The 18358-nt window shown below is 58.9% G+C and carries 8 protein-coding genes and 5 pseudogenes; 10 read left to right on the top strand and 3 right to left on the bottom strand.

What is annotated here, in order from left to right; translation table 11 throughout:
* Positions 1 to 871 precede the first annotated feature (871 nt).
* The 6 genes and pseudogenes from J2R78_RS07875 (at position 872) to J2R78_RS07855 (ending at position 10396) form a co-directional block, all read left to right on the top strand.
* A complete protein-coding gene (locus J2R78_RS07875; protein ID WP_253609775.1) occupies positions 872 to 2206 on the top strand; it encodes an IS5 family transposase in 1335 nt (444 codons plus the stop codon).
* Between the two features lie 1371 nt (positions 2207 to 3577).
* Positions 3578 to 4477 (top strand): TauD/TfdA family dioxygenase, encoded by a 900-nt coding sequence (locus J2R78_RS07870; protein ID WP_253603722.1) that lies wholly within the window; start codon positions 3578 to 3580, stop codon positions 4475 to 4477.
* Between the two features lie 2040 nt (positions 4478 to 6517).
* Positions 6518 to 7381 (top strand): MaoC family dehydratase, encoded by an 864-nt coding sequence (locus tag J2R78_RS07865; RefSeq protein ID WP_253603720.1) that lies wholly within the window; start codon positions 6518 to 6520, stop codon positions 7379 to 7381.
* Between the two features lie 374 nt (positions 7382 to 7755).
* Positions 7756 to 9229, top strand: a pseudogene (gene ltrA, locus J2R78_RS07860) (group II intron reverse transcriptase/maturase).
* A gap of 123 nt (positions 9230 to 9352) precedes the next feature.
* On the top strand, positions 9353 to 9676 hold the full coding sequence (locus J2R78_RS45285; RefSeq protein ID WP_375166989.1) for a transposase: 324 nt from the start codon (positions 9353 to 9355) through the stop codon (positions 9674 to 9676).
* Positions 9576 to 10396, top strand: a pseudogene (locus J2R78_RS07855) (IS701 family transposase). The gene J2R78_RS45285 and the pseudogene J2R78_RS07855 overlap by 101 nt, the downstream one beginning before the upstream one ends.
* A 94-nt stretch (positions 10397 to 10490) precedes the next feature.
* On the opposite strand, the gene istB reads toward J2R78_RS07855, so the two are convergent.
* Both istB and istA read right to left on the bottom strand, forming a co-directional pair.
* Positions 10491 to 11288 (bottom strand): IS21-like element helper ATPase IstB, encoded by a 798-nt coding sequence (istB, locus tag J2R78_RS07850; RefSeq protein ID WP_253603718.1) that lies wholly within the window; start codon positions 11286 to 11288, stop codon positions 10491 to 10493.
* Positions 11285 to 12830 (bottom strand): annotated as a pseudogene (istA, locus tag J2R78_RS07845) (IS21 family transposase). Before istA ends, istB begins: the two are co-directional and overlap by 4 nt.
* Positions 12831 to 13043: 213 nt before the next feature.
* Between istA and J2R78_RS07840 the strand changes: the two are divergent.
* From J2R78_RS07840 to J2R78_RS07830, 3 genes and pseudogenes are all read left to right on the top strand, one after another.
* Positions 13044 to 13225: pseudogene (locus J2R78_RS07840) on the top strand (IS701 family transposase); the annotation flags it as partial.
* A gap of 669 nt (positions 13226 to 13894) precedes the next feature.
* Complete coding sequence (locus J2R78_RS07835; protein ID WP_253603716.1) at positions 13895 to 14989, top strand: DUF2817 domain-containing protein; 1095 nt, start codon at positions 13895 to 13897, stop codon at positions 14987 to 14989.
* A gap of 291 nt (positions 14990 to 15280) precedes the next feature.
* Positions 15281 to 16441, top strand: coding sequence for a Xaa-Pro peptidase family protein (locus tag J2R78_RS07830; protein WP_253603714.1), 1161 nt, complete (start codon positions 15281 to 15283; stop codon positions 16439 to 16441).
* A gap of 133 nt (positions 16442 to 16574) precedes the next feature.
* Here the strand turns inward: J2R78_RS07830 and J2R78_RS07825 are convergent, their stop codons facing one another.
* Entirely contained in the window at positions 16575 to 16832 is a 258-nt protein-coding gene (locus tag J2R78_RS07825; RefSeq protein ID WP_253610077.1) for a hypothetical protein, read from the bottom strand.
* Between J2R78_RS07825 and J2R78_RS07820 the strand changes: the two are divergent.
* A pseudogene (locus J2R78_RS07820) lies at positions 16758 to 18096 on the top strand (IS5 family transposase). The gene J2R78_RS07825 and the pseudogene J2R78_RS07820 overlap by 75 nt on opposite strands.
* Positions 18097 to 18358: the final 262 nt, after the last annotated feature.

Below are 18358 nucleotides of genomic sequence, written 5' to 3'. Positions count from 1 at the left end.
GTTTCGCCATAGCCCTCTCAATCAGCGAGTGGTTCGCTCCGTACCTTTCATCGAGCAAAACTATCATCGGCTCATAAGATGGCCCACAGACATGCGCCTAGGTCTCCGAGCCTGCTTTTGTGAATTGCATGCGCGGAGCAGCGCGTGACCGTATTAGGTATGTATTGTGTCCGCCTGGAACTGCACGCTGTAGGTCGGTTGATAATGATCTTCTCCGGCCGTGGTTTCTCAAGTTCCGAACGCGTTCTCACCGTGAGATGCGGCGGCTCGTCGGATTCGACGAGCAGGGAATGATGGTAGTACCCAACACCCTGCGGACCATTGTGCGTTACGTACGAAAAGCGGCCGTGCATGATTCGACGTGCACTCGCCACACCGCAGCCAAAAACCTAAATACAGGGTGACCGATGCAGATGTCGTGAATTGGGACGGAACTCGACGACGGCATATCTCGGCCTCGATTCGAGGTGGGGACCACGCGAGATCACGATTGGGCGGCTTGAGGTTAACAATATCCATCAGGCCTGATGGGGGTCAATCCAGGACCGCTTTCCGTGGCTTCAACGGGTTGCTCGAAAAGGCATTCTACACCGCTCCACAGATGGAGCGCCCCAAGACGGCGTGATCTCGCCACCGCTCGCGAAATCTACCCGCCATGCTGGATGAATGGTTCGAGCGGGTGGTGCGGCTGCGGCTTAAGTGGTCGTCCGTGAAGAATGCGGATTGACTTGAGAAATAAGCAGAATTGGTCTTGATGTAGTATTCGATTTTGCAGGAAAGCGGGGTATTGGACCTCGCTTTCTTGCGTTTTAGGTTTTGCTTTTGGGTGATTCGTGATTCCCTGACAGCGTCGTCGACATTGGGGAATGCGATGAGCAAGCCGCGGGATGATCGCCAGAAAGACCTGTTGCTTCCGGCGCTTGATCAGATCATCGACATGGGTCATCCGCTGGTGCGGTTGGCAGCGCTGATCGACTGGAACATCCTGAATGAGCGCTTCAGTTCGGTGTGCCAAGCAGGGTCGGGACAGCCGGGCTTGCCGACGCGGCTAGTCGCCGGCCTGTTCATTTTGAAGCACATGCACAACCTGTCAGATGAGGTGCTGTGCGCTCGCTGGATCGAGAAGCCCTATTACCAATACTTCTGCGGCGAGCTGAGCTTCCGCCACCGTCTGCCGTTCGATCGATCGTCGATGACGCGCTGGCGGCAGCGGCTCGGCGAGGAGCAGCTCGTTGCGCTAATCCAGGAAAGTCTGTCGGTGGCGCACAAGACAGGCGCCCTCGGCCCGAAGGACCTGGAGCGCGTGGTGGTCGATACCACGGTGCAGCCCAAGGCGGTTGCGCATCCGACCGACGCGCGGCTCCTGCATCGAGCAATCATCAAGCTGGTCGGGCTCGCCAAGCGCAACCGTGTGCCGCTACGCCAGAGCTATCTGCGCCTGGCCAAGCGCGCCGCCATCATGACCGGCCGCTATACCCACGCCCACCAGTTCAAACGCGCCCGGCGGCAGCTCAAGTTCCTGCGGACACGGCTTGGCCGGATCATCCGCGACATCCGCCGCAAGATTGATGGCGATACGGTGCTGGAAGCTCGCTTCGGCCCGTTGCTCGGTTTAGCGCAGCAGGTGCGCAGCCAGGATCAGCATCAGCGCGGTCCGAAGGTCTATGCGTTACATGCTCCGGAGGTTGAGTGCATCGGCAAGGGTAAAGCCCGCGCGCCCTACGAGTTCGGCTGCAAGGTCAGCATCGCCATCCCTGTGACGTCTCCGAAGGGCGGCCAGTTCGTGCTCGGTGCCAAGGCGCTGCATGGCAACCCCTTCGATGGGCACACGCTCGGTCCCGTAATTGCCGACATGGAGAAGCTCACCAGGGTGGAGGCTCGCGGTATCCACGTCGACAAAGGATATCGCGGTCACAACCACCCGCATCGGTTCAGGGTCTGGATCTCGGGTCAGATCCGCCGCATCACAGCTTCCATCCGTCGCGAGATGAAGCGTCGCGCTGCTGTCGAGCCCGTCATCAGCCACGTCAAGGCCGAGCACCGCATGGACAGAAATTATTTCAAGGGACGCCTCGGCGACCGCATCGACGCTGTTCTCGCCGCTGCCGGCTATAACTTCGGCCTGCTGCTGCGATGGCTCGCAGAGCTCTTGCGTGTCATCATCCGAGCCTTCTTCGAGACCGTCCCGGCTCGAAACACCGCTTAAGCCGGGCGCCGGCGCCAGTTCTTCACGAACGACTAAGTGGCGTGTGCCAACTGACGCGATACGCTATCCCCCGTATGGGACGCATGTGTCACGGTACTGCCTGATCGGAATCTGCGAAAAAGTGCTTCGTCTTGAGCCGTCAACGTCACCTCTCCTTGCTGCTTGTTCGGCTTTCCTAAATGCTTCTACCCGTCGGATACCGCCGCTAGCTCACCGACACTACGGCATAGCCTGCAATCGGCGACCTCAAACTTTCGGAATCTCCGCGATCACGCTTGTGGGCAATTTGCAGCCGTAACCCCGCAGTTGGGGCCGAGTTACGCGAAAACTCCAACAATCCAACGGCACATCGACGTCTTCGCGGGATTTGCGTATTCGATAAGGTGCTTATGGATTGGGCTCAATATTGCCTCGTTCCCGTTGCCTTGAGAGACGATACTCCCGGACAGAAACTCGCCGCGTTATAAGTGGCCCACTCGTGTCCGCTTACTGTACCGGAAATGGCCAGGCGGACAGACGCCAGCCTCGAGCATCAAGAGCAATCTGGACGGTCGCTAGAGTTTCAAAGACGATCGTTGCGAGAGCTGACCGAAGTTCTGCTCGGGAAATCGCCAAAGGTTGGTTGACAGGCGATCGAAAGCGTCCACGTCAACCGGACGCCGGAGGTCACAGGCTGCGGCCGAAGATTCATTCTCCTCGAACTCGCCAGACAAATCTTCGCGGCCGATGCCAGCACGGCATGTAAGCCGTCGAATCCCCGGTATCGGGACAACTTCGTGCCCTCGGTCGAACACTTCCCTGATCCTCTGATCTGCCAGTTGAGCCGATGCGTTCTAACATTATTCGGCGTCCAAGATTGCGCGAAGTAGAATGGGCCAGCAGGGACTACGGCGCAACTGCAGACGACAACGTCGGATCGCTCTGAGGCCCTTGAAGCACGATCAGGCTCGAGATGTCGCACCGTTTCATTGCTCCATGATCGCCCGGATAGATGGTCCATGCGTGACGCCGGGATGAACGAAGAACACATTATAATGGATACTCCGAACAAGAACTTGTTACTTGCGCGCTGGTTCGGATTCGGAAATAAGACAATCTATAGTAGAGCGCGCAAGAGGCGTAGAATTGAGGTGCTCTGCTGCAGGTCCATTCGATAATGATCTCGATGGGAGCCGACTTTCGAGTGGGTTATGGTGGCAACCACGCGATGGTCGCCAATGACTTGGCTTTTGCCTTTCGTGTTTGCCGCAAGACATCGCGGCCGAATAGGGTCCGCCAGCGACCAAAGTAAGTTGGCTGAGCTTCCGTCGCCAGTTCTGCCGACCATGGGTCTAGAGTCTTGTTTAGCGTCACGATAGTGAGGTCATGATCATGAGCAATACGACCATTGGCGGCATCATTCCGCGCGCGGATATCATCGAGCACGGAACTCGGCTTGGTAGCGAGATCAAGAACATCAGGCTCTCCGATGAGTTGTCAGACGAAGCCGTCCAGGCCATTAGTCGATTGCTCCTCGCGCATAAGGTCATCTTTTTCCGTGATCAGGCGCACCTTGATGATGCCGAGCGGCAGCGCTTTGCCGTCCGACTTGGTTCGCTCAGGCCGCGTTCGACAGTCCATGCGATCAGGGAAGCACCGTTCGCAATGGCGTGGGTTGGTGGCAGCCGTTCTGCCGACCAGATGCACATGGGTGTCAGTGTCGGTGAGACATGTTCAAAAAGTTCAGTCCTGCCCGACGGCGGCGACATCGTCTGGTCGAGCGCTGCGGCAGCATACCTTGACCTTCCAGAGCCGCTACGGATGCTGGCCGACGACCTCTGGGCCGCGCGCTACAGTGACCATGATTGCGCCGTGACCGGATGCGTGGAAGAGACGGACCGGCTGCATCTAGACGATGTTTTCACCGGAACAATCTATGAAGCGGCGCATCCGGTCGTCTGTGTGCATCCCGAGACTGGCGAACGGATGCTCGTACTCGGACATTTCGCACAGTACTTTGTCGGCCTGCAGAAGCCTACCAGCGAAAGGCTATTCAACTTACTTCAATCCTACCTCACCGCGCCAGAAAACACCGTGCGCTGGAGCTGGAAGTCGGGAGACGTCGCAATCTGGGACAGTCGGGCAACTGTATATCACGCCGTCAAATATTCCGGCGGTCAAGATAGCACATTGAGCCGCCTCATCAGCGATGACGACGCGCCGCTTGGTAACGCTGGTCGTCTCACTGCACATATCAAGGAATCAAAGCGGCAGGCGGCCAGGGCTGCATGATGGTGGTCCACTGATCAAGTCTACCATGACAGGCGCTACGCATGCGCCGCGGTTATGTGTCACCGCGGGGAGCGGTGATGTTTAGAAGACATTTGGCGTTGAAACTTTCGCTTCCGACAATTTGCCGGTACTGCTCGAGAAAACTCACATCCGGAATCGAGGCTTGGCCACGCAAGTGACGTTTCATATTCATCGAAATTCCAAGTCATCTGGCAATACTCAAAACGTGAACTCCCTCGGAGTCGACGGTGCTTGACCAGTTGGCAGCAAGGGCAGGTCTTCTCCTCCAGGTCAATGACGATCGCAATCGCGCGACGATCCGGCCAGTAGCTACCATTGCCGCGGCGCCTACGTGGCTGGCCTACGGCCCGCACATGCGCTGGCATCCTGCGCCCTCTCGCCGTGCCAAATGCCGCGGCTCATGTTGGTGGCCGACGCATCTACCGCATCTACCTCGCCGAAGAAGCGAACTGCTCCTTCCCGGCCTGCATCTGAAATCGGGACGGTGTTTCGCAGCTTCGCAACGTCGGTTCCGACATATGCTTCCCTATAATCCGCCATAGCTCGCCTTTGCGAGGATCGGCTCGATCCGCCCGAGCACCCCTCGGATGCGCAGGTGTAGGACAAACCTTGTCGGTATGGGCAGACATACGGTCTTACGCGCTAGCGGCCCAGCGCTCGGCAGCCCGTCACGCGGAGCCTGCCGCCTCACGCCGGGTTCGTTAGATCGAGGGATGTTCCGGCCAATTGGTGGCGTCGCAGGACGGCACGTCTGAACTCGTCGGGAAAAGGATCTTGAAACCTGGATTAGAGCGTGGATACGAGGAGCATAGCATTGATCAGGATCGCAGCGTCGTTACAGTTATGAGCCGGACGGCGTCAGATGCTAGGATACTATGGCACTATGATTGTACGGTCGGCAGCGAACGAGGAGCGCCAGGTTGAGGAAGAGTGGTTGCTTGGAATCTGCGGTGAATTTGGCGGGAGCGTTAAGTTCCTTGAAAAGGCTTATTCCTGCGAGCGGAGTGAGATCGCTTCGGCGCTCGCAAGCTTCCTCAAGAGACAAAGGCGGATCCGCATCCGATCGCGGGAGTCGCTTTCTGACCAGCTTGCAAGAAGGAGAGATCGAGAGTTTCGGCAGCCATTTTCAGCGCGGCATCCTAGCAGTAAGAGCAGGTTTCCACAAAGGCGCGGGATCTAGTGTTCGTGCGCATGGTGATATGGTGATTTGGATCGCCTTCTCGGCGACTCACACGCGTCGCCTTTGTTTGAAGCGCCGCGCCGATCGCGATCAACCTAATTGGACCCTCAATAAGAATCCCCGGAGCGGGCATTGTGGTAAGCAGAGTTCTTTCCGACAGCCTGCTGCGATAATCGCCAGGACCGCCTGTCGCAGAAGGGGCGTTCCTTGTTGCGTTACTGACAAAGGAGGGCCGTCGGGTTTGAACAGCCGGTCGCGGTGCGGTCTGTGAGAACTTCTTCCTGTAGTTAGAAGCTTAATGCGTCGCACCGCATTGGCACGGCCATTGCTATTGAGAGCTAGAAAAATTGAATGAGGTGCCAGCGCACATTTCGACACGCAAACTGAGCGATGCGTTCCGTCTGCAAGAACAATATCCATTTGCGAAGCGGACAGGCACGCCATGAAAGGAATATTTCATTGGCGCTGAGTTCTAATGCCAGAACCACCACATTCCGTTTGGCAGAGAATCCATTGTCGGCGGTCCACCATCTAGCTTCGGGATAGAACTTGAGATGTCATAAGACGATGCGTCTGTCTCAAACTCACGCATGTGAGCCGGGAGGAAGCATGTCGCGGGCGAGCGGTCGCCGGCGATAAGCGATCTGGATCGCCGCTGATCTCAGTCGGCTATGAAATCTGCGCTGCGCCACGTCCGTGCCGCTCCAAAAAGGAAGGAGCGCGACAATTTGCCAGAAAATTGCGGCAATCACGGAGAGTCAAAGTTGCCGTCGAACTGATCGAGAGTGGACATCTGCTTATTGCGCCCGTTTGACGTTAGAAATAAGGGAAGGTGACCGGTGCCAATCGACTATCCCGCAGTACTCAATCTCAAGACCGAAGCTGTTCCCTATTCGTGGAGTGATCGCGAGGTAATGCTCTATGCGCTCGGCATCGGCATGGGCTCCGATCCGTTGAACGAAAAGGAACTGCATTTTGTCAATGAGGCATTTTCAACACCGAAGCGGTTGAAGGTGGTTCCAACCTTTGCTTCGGTCTGCGTCTGGGGGGCGAGACCTGGAGTTCTCGGCCTTAATCGTGTCATGGTCGTTGATGGCGAACGCGACATCACATTTCACAAGGAGATCCCTGTCGCAGCCAGCGTTACGGCGGATGCACGTGTGCGCGGCGTATATGACAAAGGCAAGGAGAAGGGTGCGATCATACAGAACGAAGTCATCGTCAGAGATGGCGAGGGGGACAAGATCGTCACTATCATATCTTCGACGTTTGCGAGGGGCGACGGCGGCTTTGGTGGATCTTCGGAAGGAATGCCCGAGCCGCACCAAGTCCCCGATCGAGCGCCGGACAGATCGATTGAAATACCGATCCGTCCCGATCAGGCGTTGATCTATCGGCTGTCGGGTGACCGGAATCCCTTGCATAGCGATCCTGAATTCGCTCGTCAGGCTGGCTTTCCTAAGCCAATTCTTCATGGAATGTGTACTTACGGACTGACCTGCAGAGCAGTGTTGCAGACCTACGCGGATTACGATCCTTCTGCCTTCCAACGTCATCGCGTTCGATTGTCTGCACCGGTGTTTCCGGGTGAGATCCTTACGGTCTATCTCTGGAAGGACGGAAACTCGATTTCGTTCGAAGGCCATGTACGAGACAGGCAAGTTACCGTCGTCAAGAATGGACAGACGGCGCTGGCGTCTTAGCACTACTTTGGGTGCGCCGGGAGACCGGCAAGGAGTAGATGGTGAAAGTCCATTGCGATGAAGGTGTAGCGAACCACATCGGCCCCGAGCCGTGCGCAGGCCTCCGCGAGGGGGTCGGCGAAGCGTCGGTAGGGGAGCATGCAGGCCAGCCATTGAGCCGCGAAACAGTGTTATCCCGGGCGTCGACGCTGTCCAAAGAGCGGAAGGCAACATGGGCGAGTGCGCAAACGCGAGCACCCGTCCAGCCCGGCGTGGTCGTAGACCCTGGCATGCATGGAAGCTCCTTGTACGGGAACCGGGATATCTCCGGGTCGGCCACCTTCCTCCTCCGAGGATATGGTCCGCAGCGGGAAGGCGAGGAGCCGTAGCCGCTGATGCACGACACGGAGAAGTCTGACTCTGGCATAGTAGCTGAGAAGCCGACGAACAAAGCCGGATTACCGGCGGAGGAGTGGGTGGAGCCAAGGCTGGGGACCAAGGGAAACGCGGAACAGCGGCGCATACACCGGACACAGGGCCGGGCTCGCATGACCCAGTCGCTGGACCGCGTACGGGCAGCCGCAAGGCTGAGGAAGAAGGACCGGTTCACCGCGCTCCTTCACCACATCAATGTCGATACACTGCGGGCGGCGTTCTTTGCGCTCAGGCGTAGGGCCGCTCCCGGAGTGGATGGCATGACGTGGCAGGACTACGAGGAAGATCTCGAGCCCCAGCTCGCCGATCTGCACAAACGGGTCCAACGAGGAACATACCGCCCGCAACCGTCTCGCCGGACGTACATACCAAAGGCAGACGGCAAGCAGCGGCCGAGCGATCGCGGCTCTCGAGGACAAAATCGTCCAGGGCGCCACCGTCATCGTGCTCAACGCCATCTACGAAGGAGACTTCTGTGGCTTTTCCTACGGGTTTCGGCCCGGCAGAGGGCCACATGATGCGTTGGACGCGCTCTGCACAGCGATCGAGACGCGGCAGGTGAACTGGATCGTTGACGCCGACATCCAAAATTTCTTTGGCGCAGTCAGTCAATCTTGGCTGGTGCGCTTCTTGGAACATAGGATCGGCGACAAGCGCATCATCCGCCTCATCCAGAAATGGCTGAAGGCAGGTATTCTCGAAGACGGCGTCGTAACCGTTGATGACAGGGGAACGGGTCAAGGTTCGGTGATTTCACCGCTCCTCGGCAACATCTACCTACACTACGCTCTCGACCTGTGGGCCAAGCGCTGGCGACAACGCGAGGCCTCCGGCGGCATGATCATCGTGCGTTACGCGGACGATGTAGTGGTCGGCTTTGAGCGCGAGGACGACGCACGTCGTTTCCTCGATGCGATGCGCGCGAGACTGGAGGAGTTCGAGCTGACGCTCCATCCGGCCAAGACCCGCCTGATTGAGTTTGGTCGCCATGCGGCGGCTCAACGTAAGCAGCGCGGACTCGGAAAGCCGGAAACCTTTGCGTTCATGGGGTTCACATTCATCTGCGGCAAATCACGCCAAGGGCGCTTCCAGCTTCAACGGAAGACCCGTAGCGACCGCATGCGAACCAAACTCCGCGAGATCAAGGAGGAGCTGAGGCGCCGAATGCACTGGCCGATCCCTGCACAGGGGAGATGGCTCAGGCAGGTCGTGACCGGCCACTTTGCGTACTTTGCTGTCCCGACGAATGGCCGAGCGCTCAATGCGTTTCGGTTCTATCTGACCGACCTCTGGAGGCGTACGCTTCGGCGGCGCAGTCAGCGGAACTGTCTGACCTGGGATCGCATAACGCAGATCACCGACGACTGGCTCCCCAAGGTTCGCATCCTTCATCCATGGCCGAAGCTGCGCTTCGCCGTCAAACACCCGAGGTAGGAGCCCGGTGCCTTAATTGGGCTCGCCGGGATCTGCGCGGGGGGCGCCCAGTGATGGGGGTCCCTACCGCGAACAGATTGTTGATTTTGCCGCGTTTTATAGGATTCCCGAATCAATTTTTCAATGATTCATGGGTGGTCGGCTCTGGAAGGGCTGACCATGGCGGGATGGGAAGACGAACTCGAACCTTGGCTGATGCCGTTCTTGGACCGGCTGGGTCATAAGACCCGGCAGCGGATGTGTCCTCTGTATGTTGCGGGATTGATCGGTCCGGGCGATCGCAAGAGCGTTCAGCCGATGGCGGAGCGCCTTGCCTCGGGCAACTACGACCAGTTGCCACCATTTCATTGCGGACGGTGTCTGGGACGCGACGCCGCTGGAGACGGAGCCGCTCAACCAGGCGGACCGACTTGTCGGCGGCAGGGATGCGATGCTGGTTATCGATGACACCTCACTGCCGAAGAAGGGTGAGCGATCGGTCGGTGTTGCGGCTCAATACGAGTCGGCTCTCGGTAAAACGGCAAATTGCCAAACGCTGGTGTCTTTAACGCTTGCGCGCGGCGAAGTGCCAGTGATGGTCACGTTACGTCTCTTTCTGCCAGACAGTTGGACAAGCGACGTATCTCGTTTGAAGCGCGCTCGCGTGCCGTCGAACATCGAACGGCACGGTCCAAGCCCGAGATTGCTCTAGCCGAGATTGACCGCGCGATGGCAGCCAACGTGCGCTTTGGATGTGTGCTGGCGGATGCAGGATACGGCCTCAGCGCACCGTTTCGACAAGGGCTAACAGAGCGCGGGCTGGCCTAGGCTGTCGGCATCCCTCGGCACCAGAAAGTGTATCCGGTCGATGTGAAGCTCATTTGGCCGATTACCAGCGTCCGCGGAAAACCACGAAAGCACCACGTGCCCGATATCTTATCGATTGCCGCAGAACAAATGCTCGCCAGCGCCAAATGGAAAGCCGTGAGTTGGCGTCGTGGGACGAAAGGTCGGCTGAAAGCCCAATTTGCTGCTCTCCGTGTCCGGACCGCCGACGGCCCTCCGCAGCGGATATGGGATAAAGGTCGGCAGCATTTCCCAGGCGACGAAGCCTGGCTCATTGGTATAGCGCGACAATCTGGCTGGGAAGCGCGCGACAATCAGGATGGCGAGTCGGTGTCGCGGTGAGGTGAGGTGAGGTGAGGTGAGGTGAGGTGAGGTGATGATTGCCGCGATGATTGTCGCGCGCAAGAGTTTTGTTGGCGCTGATTGTCGCGGAGCGTCAACCAGCGATTGTTTTTGGTGTCGCGTGCGACGGTGGCCGTCCTGGGCCGCGTTTTCGCTCGAGCGCGGTGCGCCTGCGATAGCTCTCGACGTTCATTTCGATGATGGTGGCGTGGTGAACGAGGCGATCGATGGCGGCGAGCGTCATGGCGGGGTCCGGGAAGACCCTGTTCCATTCGCCGAAGGGCTGATTGGCGGTGATCAACATCGAGCGCCGCTCGTAGCGTGCGCTGATGAGCTCGAACAGCACGCTGGTCTCGGCCTGATCCTTGGTGACGTAGGCGAGGTCATCGAGGATCAGGAGGTCGAAGCGATCGAGGCGGTTGATGGCGGCCTCGAGGTTGAGCTCGCGCCACGCCACCTGGAGCTTCTGCACGAGATCGGTGGTGCGGGTGAACAGGACCCGCCAACCGTTCTCGATCAGGGCCAAGCCGATCGCTGCCGCCAAGTGGCTCTTGCCACCGCCAGGCGGCCCAAACAGCAACAAATTGGCGCCCTTGCCGACCCAACCATCGCCAGCGGCAAGCGCGGTCACCTGCGCTTTGGAGATCATCGGCACGGCCTCGAAGTCGAAGCTATCGAAGGTCGTTCCGGCCGGCAGCCGCGCCTCGACGAGATGGCGCTCGATGCGACGGCGGCCGCGTTCGGCGATGATGGCGAGGAAGCGGGCCGCCGGCCAACCTTCCTTGTCGGACTGTTCGGCGAACTGTGGCCACAGCACCTTGATGGCGGGCAGGCGCAGCTCGTTGAGCAACAGATTGAGGCGCGCGGTGTCGACTGTGTTGGCCGTGTTCATGCGGCGTCTCCGATCTGGCTGGCGCCGATGAGGCACTCATAGCTGGCGAGCGGGGCAAGCTGCACCATGACTTGCGGCACGCAGGCAGGATCGGGCGCGAAGTGGGCGCGCAGCTGTCCGAGGTCGGGCAGTCGGCCGGCGTCCAGGTTGGCGGCGAGCTGACCGGCGAGTTCGGCCTCGCAGCCGCGCTCGTGCGCCAGCGCAAGCAGATCGACCATGAGCCGGCAGGCTTTCCTGTCCGACAGCCGTTCGCGCAGGCGATCGAAGGTTCGGCGATAGGCCTCGCGCGGGAACAGTCGATCACGGTAGACGAGATTGAGCAGCGCCATCGGCTTGCGCCGTAAGGAATGGATCACATGCCGATAATCGACGACCTGGTCGTGCTTGCCGTTGGGATGCGGCCGTCCACGCGACAGGGTGACGAGATGGGTGCCGCCGACGAACACGTCGAGACGATCGTCGTAAAGGCGCACCCGCAGCTGGTGGCCGATCAGGCGTGACGGCACGGTGTAGAACACCTTGCGCAAGGTGAAGCCGCCACTTGACATCACGCGGACAATCACCTCCTCGTAGTCCGAGGTGCGGCGATCTGGCAACGCCTGCAGGATGGTGCGCTCGTGGTCGATCCGCTTGGCGTTGCGGGCATTGCGGCGGCTGACGATCTCGTCGATGAAGCCGCGGTAGGCGGCGAGATCATCGAAGTCGGCAGTGCCGCGCAACAGCAGCGCATCGGCGATCGTCCGCTTGAGATGGCCGTGCGAGCTCTCGATCGCCCCGTTCTCGTGGGCGATGCCGCGATTGTTGCGGGAGGGCCGCATGCCGTAATGGGCACAAAGATCCTCGTACCGGTGCGTCAGATCATCCCTCGCGTTCCGATCGAGATTGCAGAAGGCGGCCGACAGACTGTCGGTCCGATGCTCCCGCGGTGCGCCGCGACCACAGGGCATTCTGCAGCCCTTCGGCCAAGGCGACGAAGCTCTCGCCACCGAGCACGACATGGGCGTGCTCGAACCCGCAATAGGCCAACCGGAAGTGATAGAGGCGATGATCGAGCGGCATGCCAGCGATGCTCACCCCCAGCTCACCCATGTCGGTGAAGTCGGAGAGGCCGAGTTGGCCGGGCTCGTGGGTCTGGCGGAAGATCACCTCCTGCTCCTCGCCGTGGATCGCCCGCCAGGCGCGGATCCGGCGCTCCAGCATGTGGCGGATTCTGGTCCCGAGTTCAGGGTGGCGTCGCAAGATCTCCTCGAAGATCGCGATCTGCCGCACGCCGGGGGCGGCCTTCAGCATCGGCACCACCTCGGCCTCAAACACGCTGGCCAAGGGATCCGGCCGGCGACTGCCGCGGGCTCCCTTCTTCCGCGATGGCAGGCGGGGATCCTTCTCAATCCGATAGGCGGTTGACGTGCTGAACGACGCCTTGGCGGCGGCCACGGGCGGGGTATCGGTCTGACGGTACTTCATGTAGAGCCTCATCTGGTGATCGGTAATGTGTCGGCCTGGCAAGCGAGTGATTCCTCTTGGCGGAAGAACCACTTGCATAACCAGCCGGCCGCGATCACCAGACGGCGCGGTCCCTTGTGGATCGCGCCGTCGCCGAGCTCGTAACTCCGGTCGGGCTACGCCCTCCCTGCGTCACGAGCTCGGCGACGCTCTCTCATCCTGATTGACGCTCTGCTTCCATCCTGATTGCCGCGCGGCACTCATTGGCGAGCAACGTGCGTCCGCGGGAGAAAAAATACTATCTGGCCAACCTTGATGACAATGATTGCCTACGCCTTCCTGCAACATCGTCGCCTCGCATACGCGGGGCGGAAAAAAAGAATCAACGGGCCTCCGCCTCAGCCAGCCATGCCAGCCGTACGTCATGCCATCGTCGATCTCATCCTTCGGCCGCCGTCTCAGCGGTGCCCATATTGCCGAAAGCAAATCCGTGAAAAACGGCGGCTAAACCACAATCTGCCAAAGTAGTGCTAGACTGGATATCTTTGAAGTTACCCAGAACCGCTGTCAAGTTCGACAGACTCCGGCTTCGCACCTACAAGCCAGAGAGAAAGCGATCGTCCCAAATGCTTCCTCCAGTCCAACTGCAGTACCCGGCGCTAAATCGGTGTCCTCAAGTATCGCCTGATGCCGTCCATGCGTTCTTCGTCACCTCATGCATTCGCGCGCGCTCGTTTTCTGGTCCGGTTCCTGCAAGGTGTAATCTAGGCGCAGACGAGCGGCAGGGACTTAAGAATCCATGCAATCCAACGACTTGTAATAAAGTCTTCGAGTCGGCGGCTGCTTGACATTGGACCTTAGCGCCACCTTTCAATGCTTTAGGAATGAGAGACCATTGTATGAAAAGCTGCGTTTTTACGGACAAGGATATGCAATTTATCGAATAATGGCCAAAGTTGCGGAAATTCGTCTCCAGGGACTGGTAGCACTTAGGGGCAAATCGATCTGTCGACTTGGCGGGCCGACCCTTGATAAGTTGATCGCTTTGCCATTGTACGACGGTGCAGGGGGCAATCTCGCTAACCCTTGGTGACGCGTCATGATGGAGCTTCTGTTCGTCTCATCCGCGAGCCGAGCCGAAGCGAAGGTGGAGGTCAAGCAGCGTGAACCTTGATGTCGCAAACCAAATTGTTCGTGCTGTTTTTTCTGACTCTTACACAGAGGCTAGGCAAAAATTCTTGGCGACGGCGTTAACCTCGAGACCGTATCCATGCAGCACGAAGGGGCCATCTGGTGAGGCTCTGTTCACCGATGCGGCGTATTACGGCGACCCGGATGCCAAGAAGGTCTTGGTCTTGATCTCGGGCACGCACGGTCCGGAGGGTTACTGCGGATCTGCGGCGCAACTTGTATTTCTCCATGCCAGATTCCACGAAGCCCTTCCGCCGTCAACGGGTATTCTCGTTATCCATGCTCTGAATTGCCATGGTTTCGCCTGGGACCGTCGGGCGACTGCAGAGGGGTGCGACCTTAATCGGAATTTTGTGGATTTTTCAAAGCCGTTGCCGTCAAATCCTGAATATGAGGAGCTGGCAGAACATCTTGTTCCCGTGGACAGGACGGGGGAGGGGATGCGACGCGCAGAAGCCGCAGTCGCGGCATACCGCGCGCGCCACGGCGAACTGAATTACAGATCGGCTAGAAATCGGGGTCAGTATACCAGGCCGGGTGGTCTGTGTTACGGCGGAGCGGAGCCCACGGAAGCGAGGCGAACCCTCGAGAAAATAGTAAGCGACTTTAACATAGCGGTCCGTGACAGCGCAATCATCATCGACTATCACACAGGGCTCGGTCCTTATGGCTACGGAGAGCTGCAATGTGAGCAGCCCTCCGGAGTAAGTGGGTATCAACGGGCAGCAAGTATTTTTGGCCCTTCGGTCACGTCGCCGGATCTCGGAACCTCATCCGCGGTCATTTTGCACGGGACACAGGACGAATTTTGGCAGCGTACTTTGGCGGACAGGCACACCTACGTTGCTCTCGAATTTGGAACGTATACTAACCCGTCGATCGTGCCAGATGAACATTGGCTGTTCACGTGCCAACCGGAAGCAGTTGACTCCGATCGTGGGCGCCAGATTCGCAATGCGACCAAATTCCATTTCTACCCGCAAAAGTCAGATTGGAAGGAGATGGTCGTTTGGAGAGCGCACCTAGTGCACCGACAAGCGATTGAGGCGCTCGCATCTGCGGGGTAGCTCACTTTCGTGCATGCTCTACTAAACGGTGAGTGCGCACGCATACCCACTATCTGTGAACATTCTAGGTCAATCAAGTCGACAGCATTTGACGGACCAATTGCTCCGCATCAACAAGCCCGAGCGGCCGGGTCTATAGGCCCAGAATAAAAACAGGCCTCGGTACCCTTGTTTCCGCCGTGACGTCGAATCTGGTGCAAGACGTACGTTGGTGCGCTCGGCTACGAGTGATTTCCTACTCAAACTGGTCGATTGAAACGCAGCATCAGTAATGACAAAAGGAGCTAGTCTATGACCGCAACGTGTAAGTCAATTCCTTTCACTGGCGCACCATTCCCGAAATCAGAGTACGAGCGTCGGCAGAAGAATGTGCTTGAGACCGTAGCTCGCGCTGATCTCGACGCAATCGTGGTCACTGCCCATGGTCATCTCCGGTACCTTACCGGATATGACGGGATGGGTGGCTACTTCATGCCGTTCCCGTTGATCCTAGTGCCGGGGCAGGCGCCGACATACGTTGTTCGCGAATACGAGCTGACGGGCGTTCGCGCGGAAAGTTGCATTGACGAGATCATTACGTATACCGAGCAGCCGGACTTTGCCAAAGTGTGCGCGGACGTTCTTCGAAGGTTGGGACTAGCAGGCCGCAGGGTAGGCTTTGAGCTCGGTTGTTGGAACCTTGCACCTGCAGATGTAAGTGCGGTTCAGACGCGCCTTCCGGATATGAAGCTCGTCGATGCTTCTCGTCTCGTTCCATCGGTGATGGCCGTGAAGAACGAGCTGGAGATCAGAGTTATGCGCGAGGCGATGGCCATGACCCGGGTGGCCGTGGGAGCGTTTCAACAGTCGCTACGGAACGGCATCACTGAAGCCGAAATGGCCGCAGCCATCCAAAGCGAGGTCAAAAAGGCAGGCGGCGACGAAGTTAGGCTGGTTTCAATCGGATTCGGAGAGCGAGTAAAGCTACCACACACCAAGCTCACGCACCACCCGATCAGGAGCAATGAACCTGCCATGATCGAAGTCGGCGGAATGAAGCAAGGATATGTCGGGCCGCTGGTCCGGGCCGCCGTGCTCGGCCGCCATCCCGAGACCGAATCCCTGCACGCCTTGGCGGAGGAGGCCCTTGAGGCCGCGATCGCCGCGATCAAGCCGGGTGTTATGGCAGGAGAGATTGACGCCGCCGCTCGTAAGGTTATCGAACGATCCGCACGTCCGCATGCGCTTAACCACCGCGTTGGATACCAAACCGGCGCTCCGTGGAACGAACGCGGGAACATGAGCTTGGAGCCGGGCGCAACCGACTTCCTTGAGGCCGGCATGACCGTCCACATGCCAGTCATTCTCCTCGGAGAAAGCGGCTATCTGTTTGGCTGCAGCGAGACCGTGTTGGTGACGGAGCGCGGTGCAGAGATCTTCAGCGGTATACCACACACGCTTTATCGCGCGTGATGAATTGGCAGGCCGCGCCAAGGGGAGCGGACGACGTCTGCGAAAAGGTCCGCCCGTTCGTTGGCTCGCCCCGATTCGCGCCCTGCCGCTAACGGGCAGGGTGCGAATTTGAATGTGTCAGAATATACATCGCTCAATCGACTTCATAGTCGTCCGTGAAGAAATGCGAATTGACCTGAGAAATAAGCAGAATTTCTTGATGTAGTATTCGATTTTGCAGGAAAGCGGGGTATTGGACCTCGCTTTCTTGCGTTTTAGGTTTTGCTTTTGGGTGATTCGTGATTCCCTGACAGCGTCGTCGACATTGGGGAATGCGATGAGCAAGCCGCGGGATGATCGCCAGAAAGACCTGTTGCTTCCGGCGCTTGATCAGATCATCGACATGGGTCATCCGCTGGTGCGGTTGGCAGCGCTGATCGACTGGAACATCCTGAATGAGCGCTTCAGTTCGGTGTGCCAAGCAGGGTCGGGACAGCCGGGCTTGCCGACGCGGCTAGTCGCCGGCCTGTTCATTTTGAAGCACATGCACAACCTGTCAGATGAGGTGCTGTGCGCTCGCTGGATCGAGAAGCCCTATTACCAATACTTCTGCGGCGAGCTGAGCTTCCGCCACCGTCTGCCGTTCGATCGATCGATCGTCGATGACGCGCTGGCGGCAGCGGCTCGGCGAGGAGCAGCTCGTTGCGCTAATCCAGGAAAGTCTGTCGGTGGCGCACAAGACAGGCGCCCTCGGCCCGAAGGACCTGGAGCGCGTGGTGGTCGATACCACGGTGCAGCCCAAGGCGGTTGCGCATCCGACCGACGCGCGGCTCCTGCATCGAGCAATCATCAAGCTGGTCGGGCTCGCCAAGCGCAACCGTGTGCCGCTACGCCAGAGCTATCTGCGCCTGGCCAAGCGCGCCGCCATCATGACCGGCCGCTATACCCACGCCCACCAGTTCAAACGCGCCCGGCGGCAGCTCAAGTTCCTGCGGACACGGCTTGGCCGGATCATCCGCGACATCCGCCGCAAGATTGATGGCGATACGGTGCTGGAAGCTCGCTTCGGCCCGTTGCTCGGTTTAGCGCAGCAGGTGCGCAGCCAGGATCAGCATCAGCGCGGTCCGAAGGTCTATGCGTTACATGCTCCGGAGGTTGAGTGCATCGGCAAGGGTAAAGCCCGCGCGCCCTACGAGTTCGGCTGCAAGGTCAGCATCGCCATCCCTGTGACGTCTCCGAAGGGCGGCCAGTTCGTGCTCGGTGCCAAGGCGCTGCATGGCAACCCCTTCGATGGGCACACGCTCGGTCCCGTAATTGCCGACATGGAGAAGCTCACCAGGGTGGAGGCTCGCGGTATCCACGTCGACAAAGGATATCGCGGTCACAACCACCCGCATCGGTTCAGGGTCTGGATCTCGGGTCAGATCCGCCGCATCACAGCTTCCATCCGTCGCGAGATGAAGCGTCGCGCTGCTGTCGAGCCCGTCATCAGCCACGTCAAGGCCGAGCACCGCATGGACAGAAATTATTTCAAGGGACGCCTCGGCGACCGCATCGACGCTGTTCTCGCCGCTGCCGGCTATAACTTCGGCCTGCTGCTGCGATGGCTCGCAGAGCTCTTGCGTGTCATCATCCGAGCCTTCTTCGAGACCGTCCCGGCTCGAAACACCGCTTAAGCCGGGCGCCGGCGCCAGTTCTTCACGAACGACTTCATAATCTCGCGCCATCTCGTCGCAGCGGTAACACCCCGTCTCGCTTATTTTCTCATCTGCCACTTGCGTTGCAATCGAGAGACGCGTGAAGGACGGCCGTCGAAATTGCGCGTGCCGGGCGATCGCTGAACTGACCAATAATCGTGTGCATGCGTTGCTCTTCAATTTCGACAAGCCATCAAGCACTGTATTATTTTAGTATGCATCCGACGGGCGCCGTCTTGCG

This window comes from Bradyrhizobium sp. USDA 4538, assembly GCF_024171045.1.
Lineage (GTDB): Bacteria > Pseudomonadota > Alphaproteobacteria > Rhizobiales > Xanthobacteraceae > Bradyrhizobium > Bradyrhizobium australafricanum.
Note: the sequence above shows the minus strand (reverse complement) of the source record. Positions and strands in the feature narration are given on the sequence as shown.

Coding starts and splice junctions, on each gene's coding strand:
- J2R78_RS07830 (WP_253603714.1), top strand. CDS start 15,281: ATGACCGCAACGTGTAAGTCAATTCCTTTCACTGGCGCACCATTCCCG.
- J2R78_RS07870 (WP_253603722.1), top strand. CDS start 3,578: ATGAGCAATACGACCATTGGCGGCATCATTCCGCGCGCGGATATCATC.
- J2R78_RS45285 (WP_375166989.1), top strand. CDS start 9,353: ATGATTCATGGGTGGTCGGCTCTGGAAGGGCTGACCATGGCGGGATGG.
- istB (WP_253603718.1), bottom strand. CDS start 11,288: ATGAACACGGCCAACACAGTCGACACCGCGCGCCTCAATCTGTTGCTC.
- J2R78_RS07875 (WP_253609775.1), top strand. CDS start 872: ATGAGCAAGCCGCGGGATGATCGCCAGAAAGACCTGTTGCTTCCGGCG.
- J2R78_RS07825 (WP_253610077.1), bottom strand. CDS start 16,832: ATGACCCATGTCGATGATCTGATCAAGCGCCGGAAGCAACAGGTCTTT.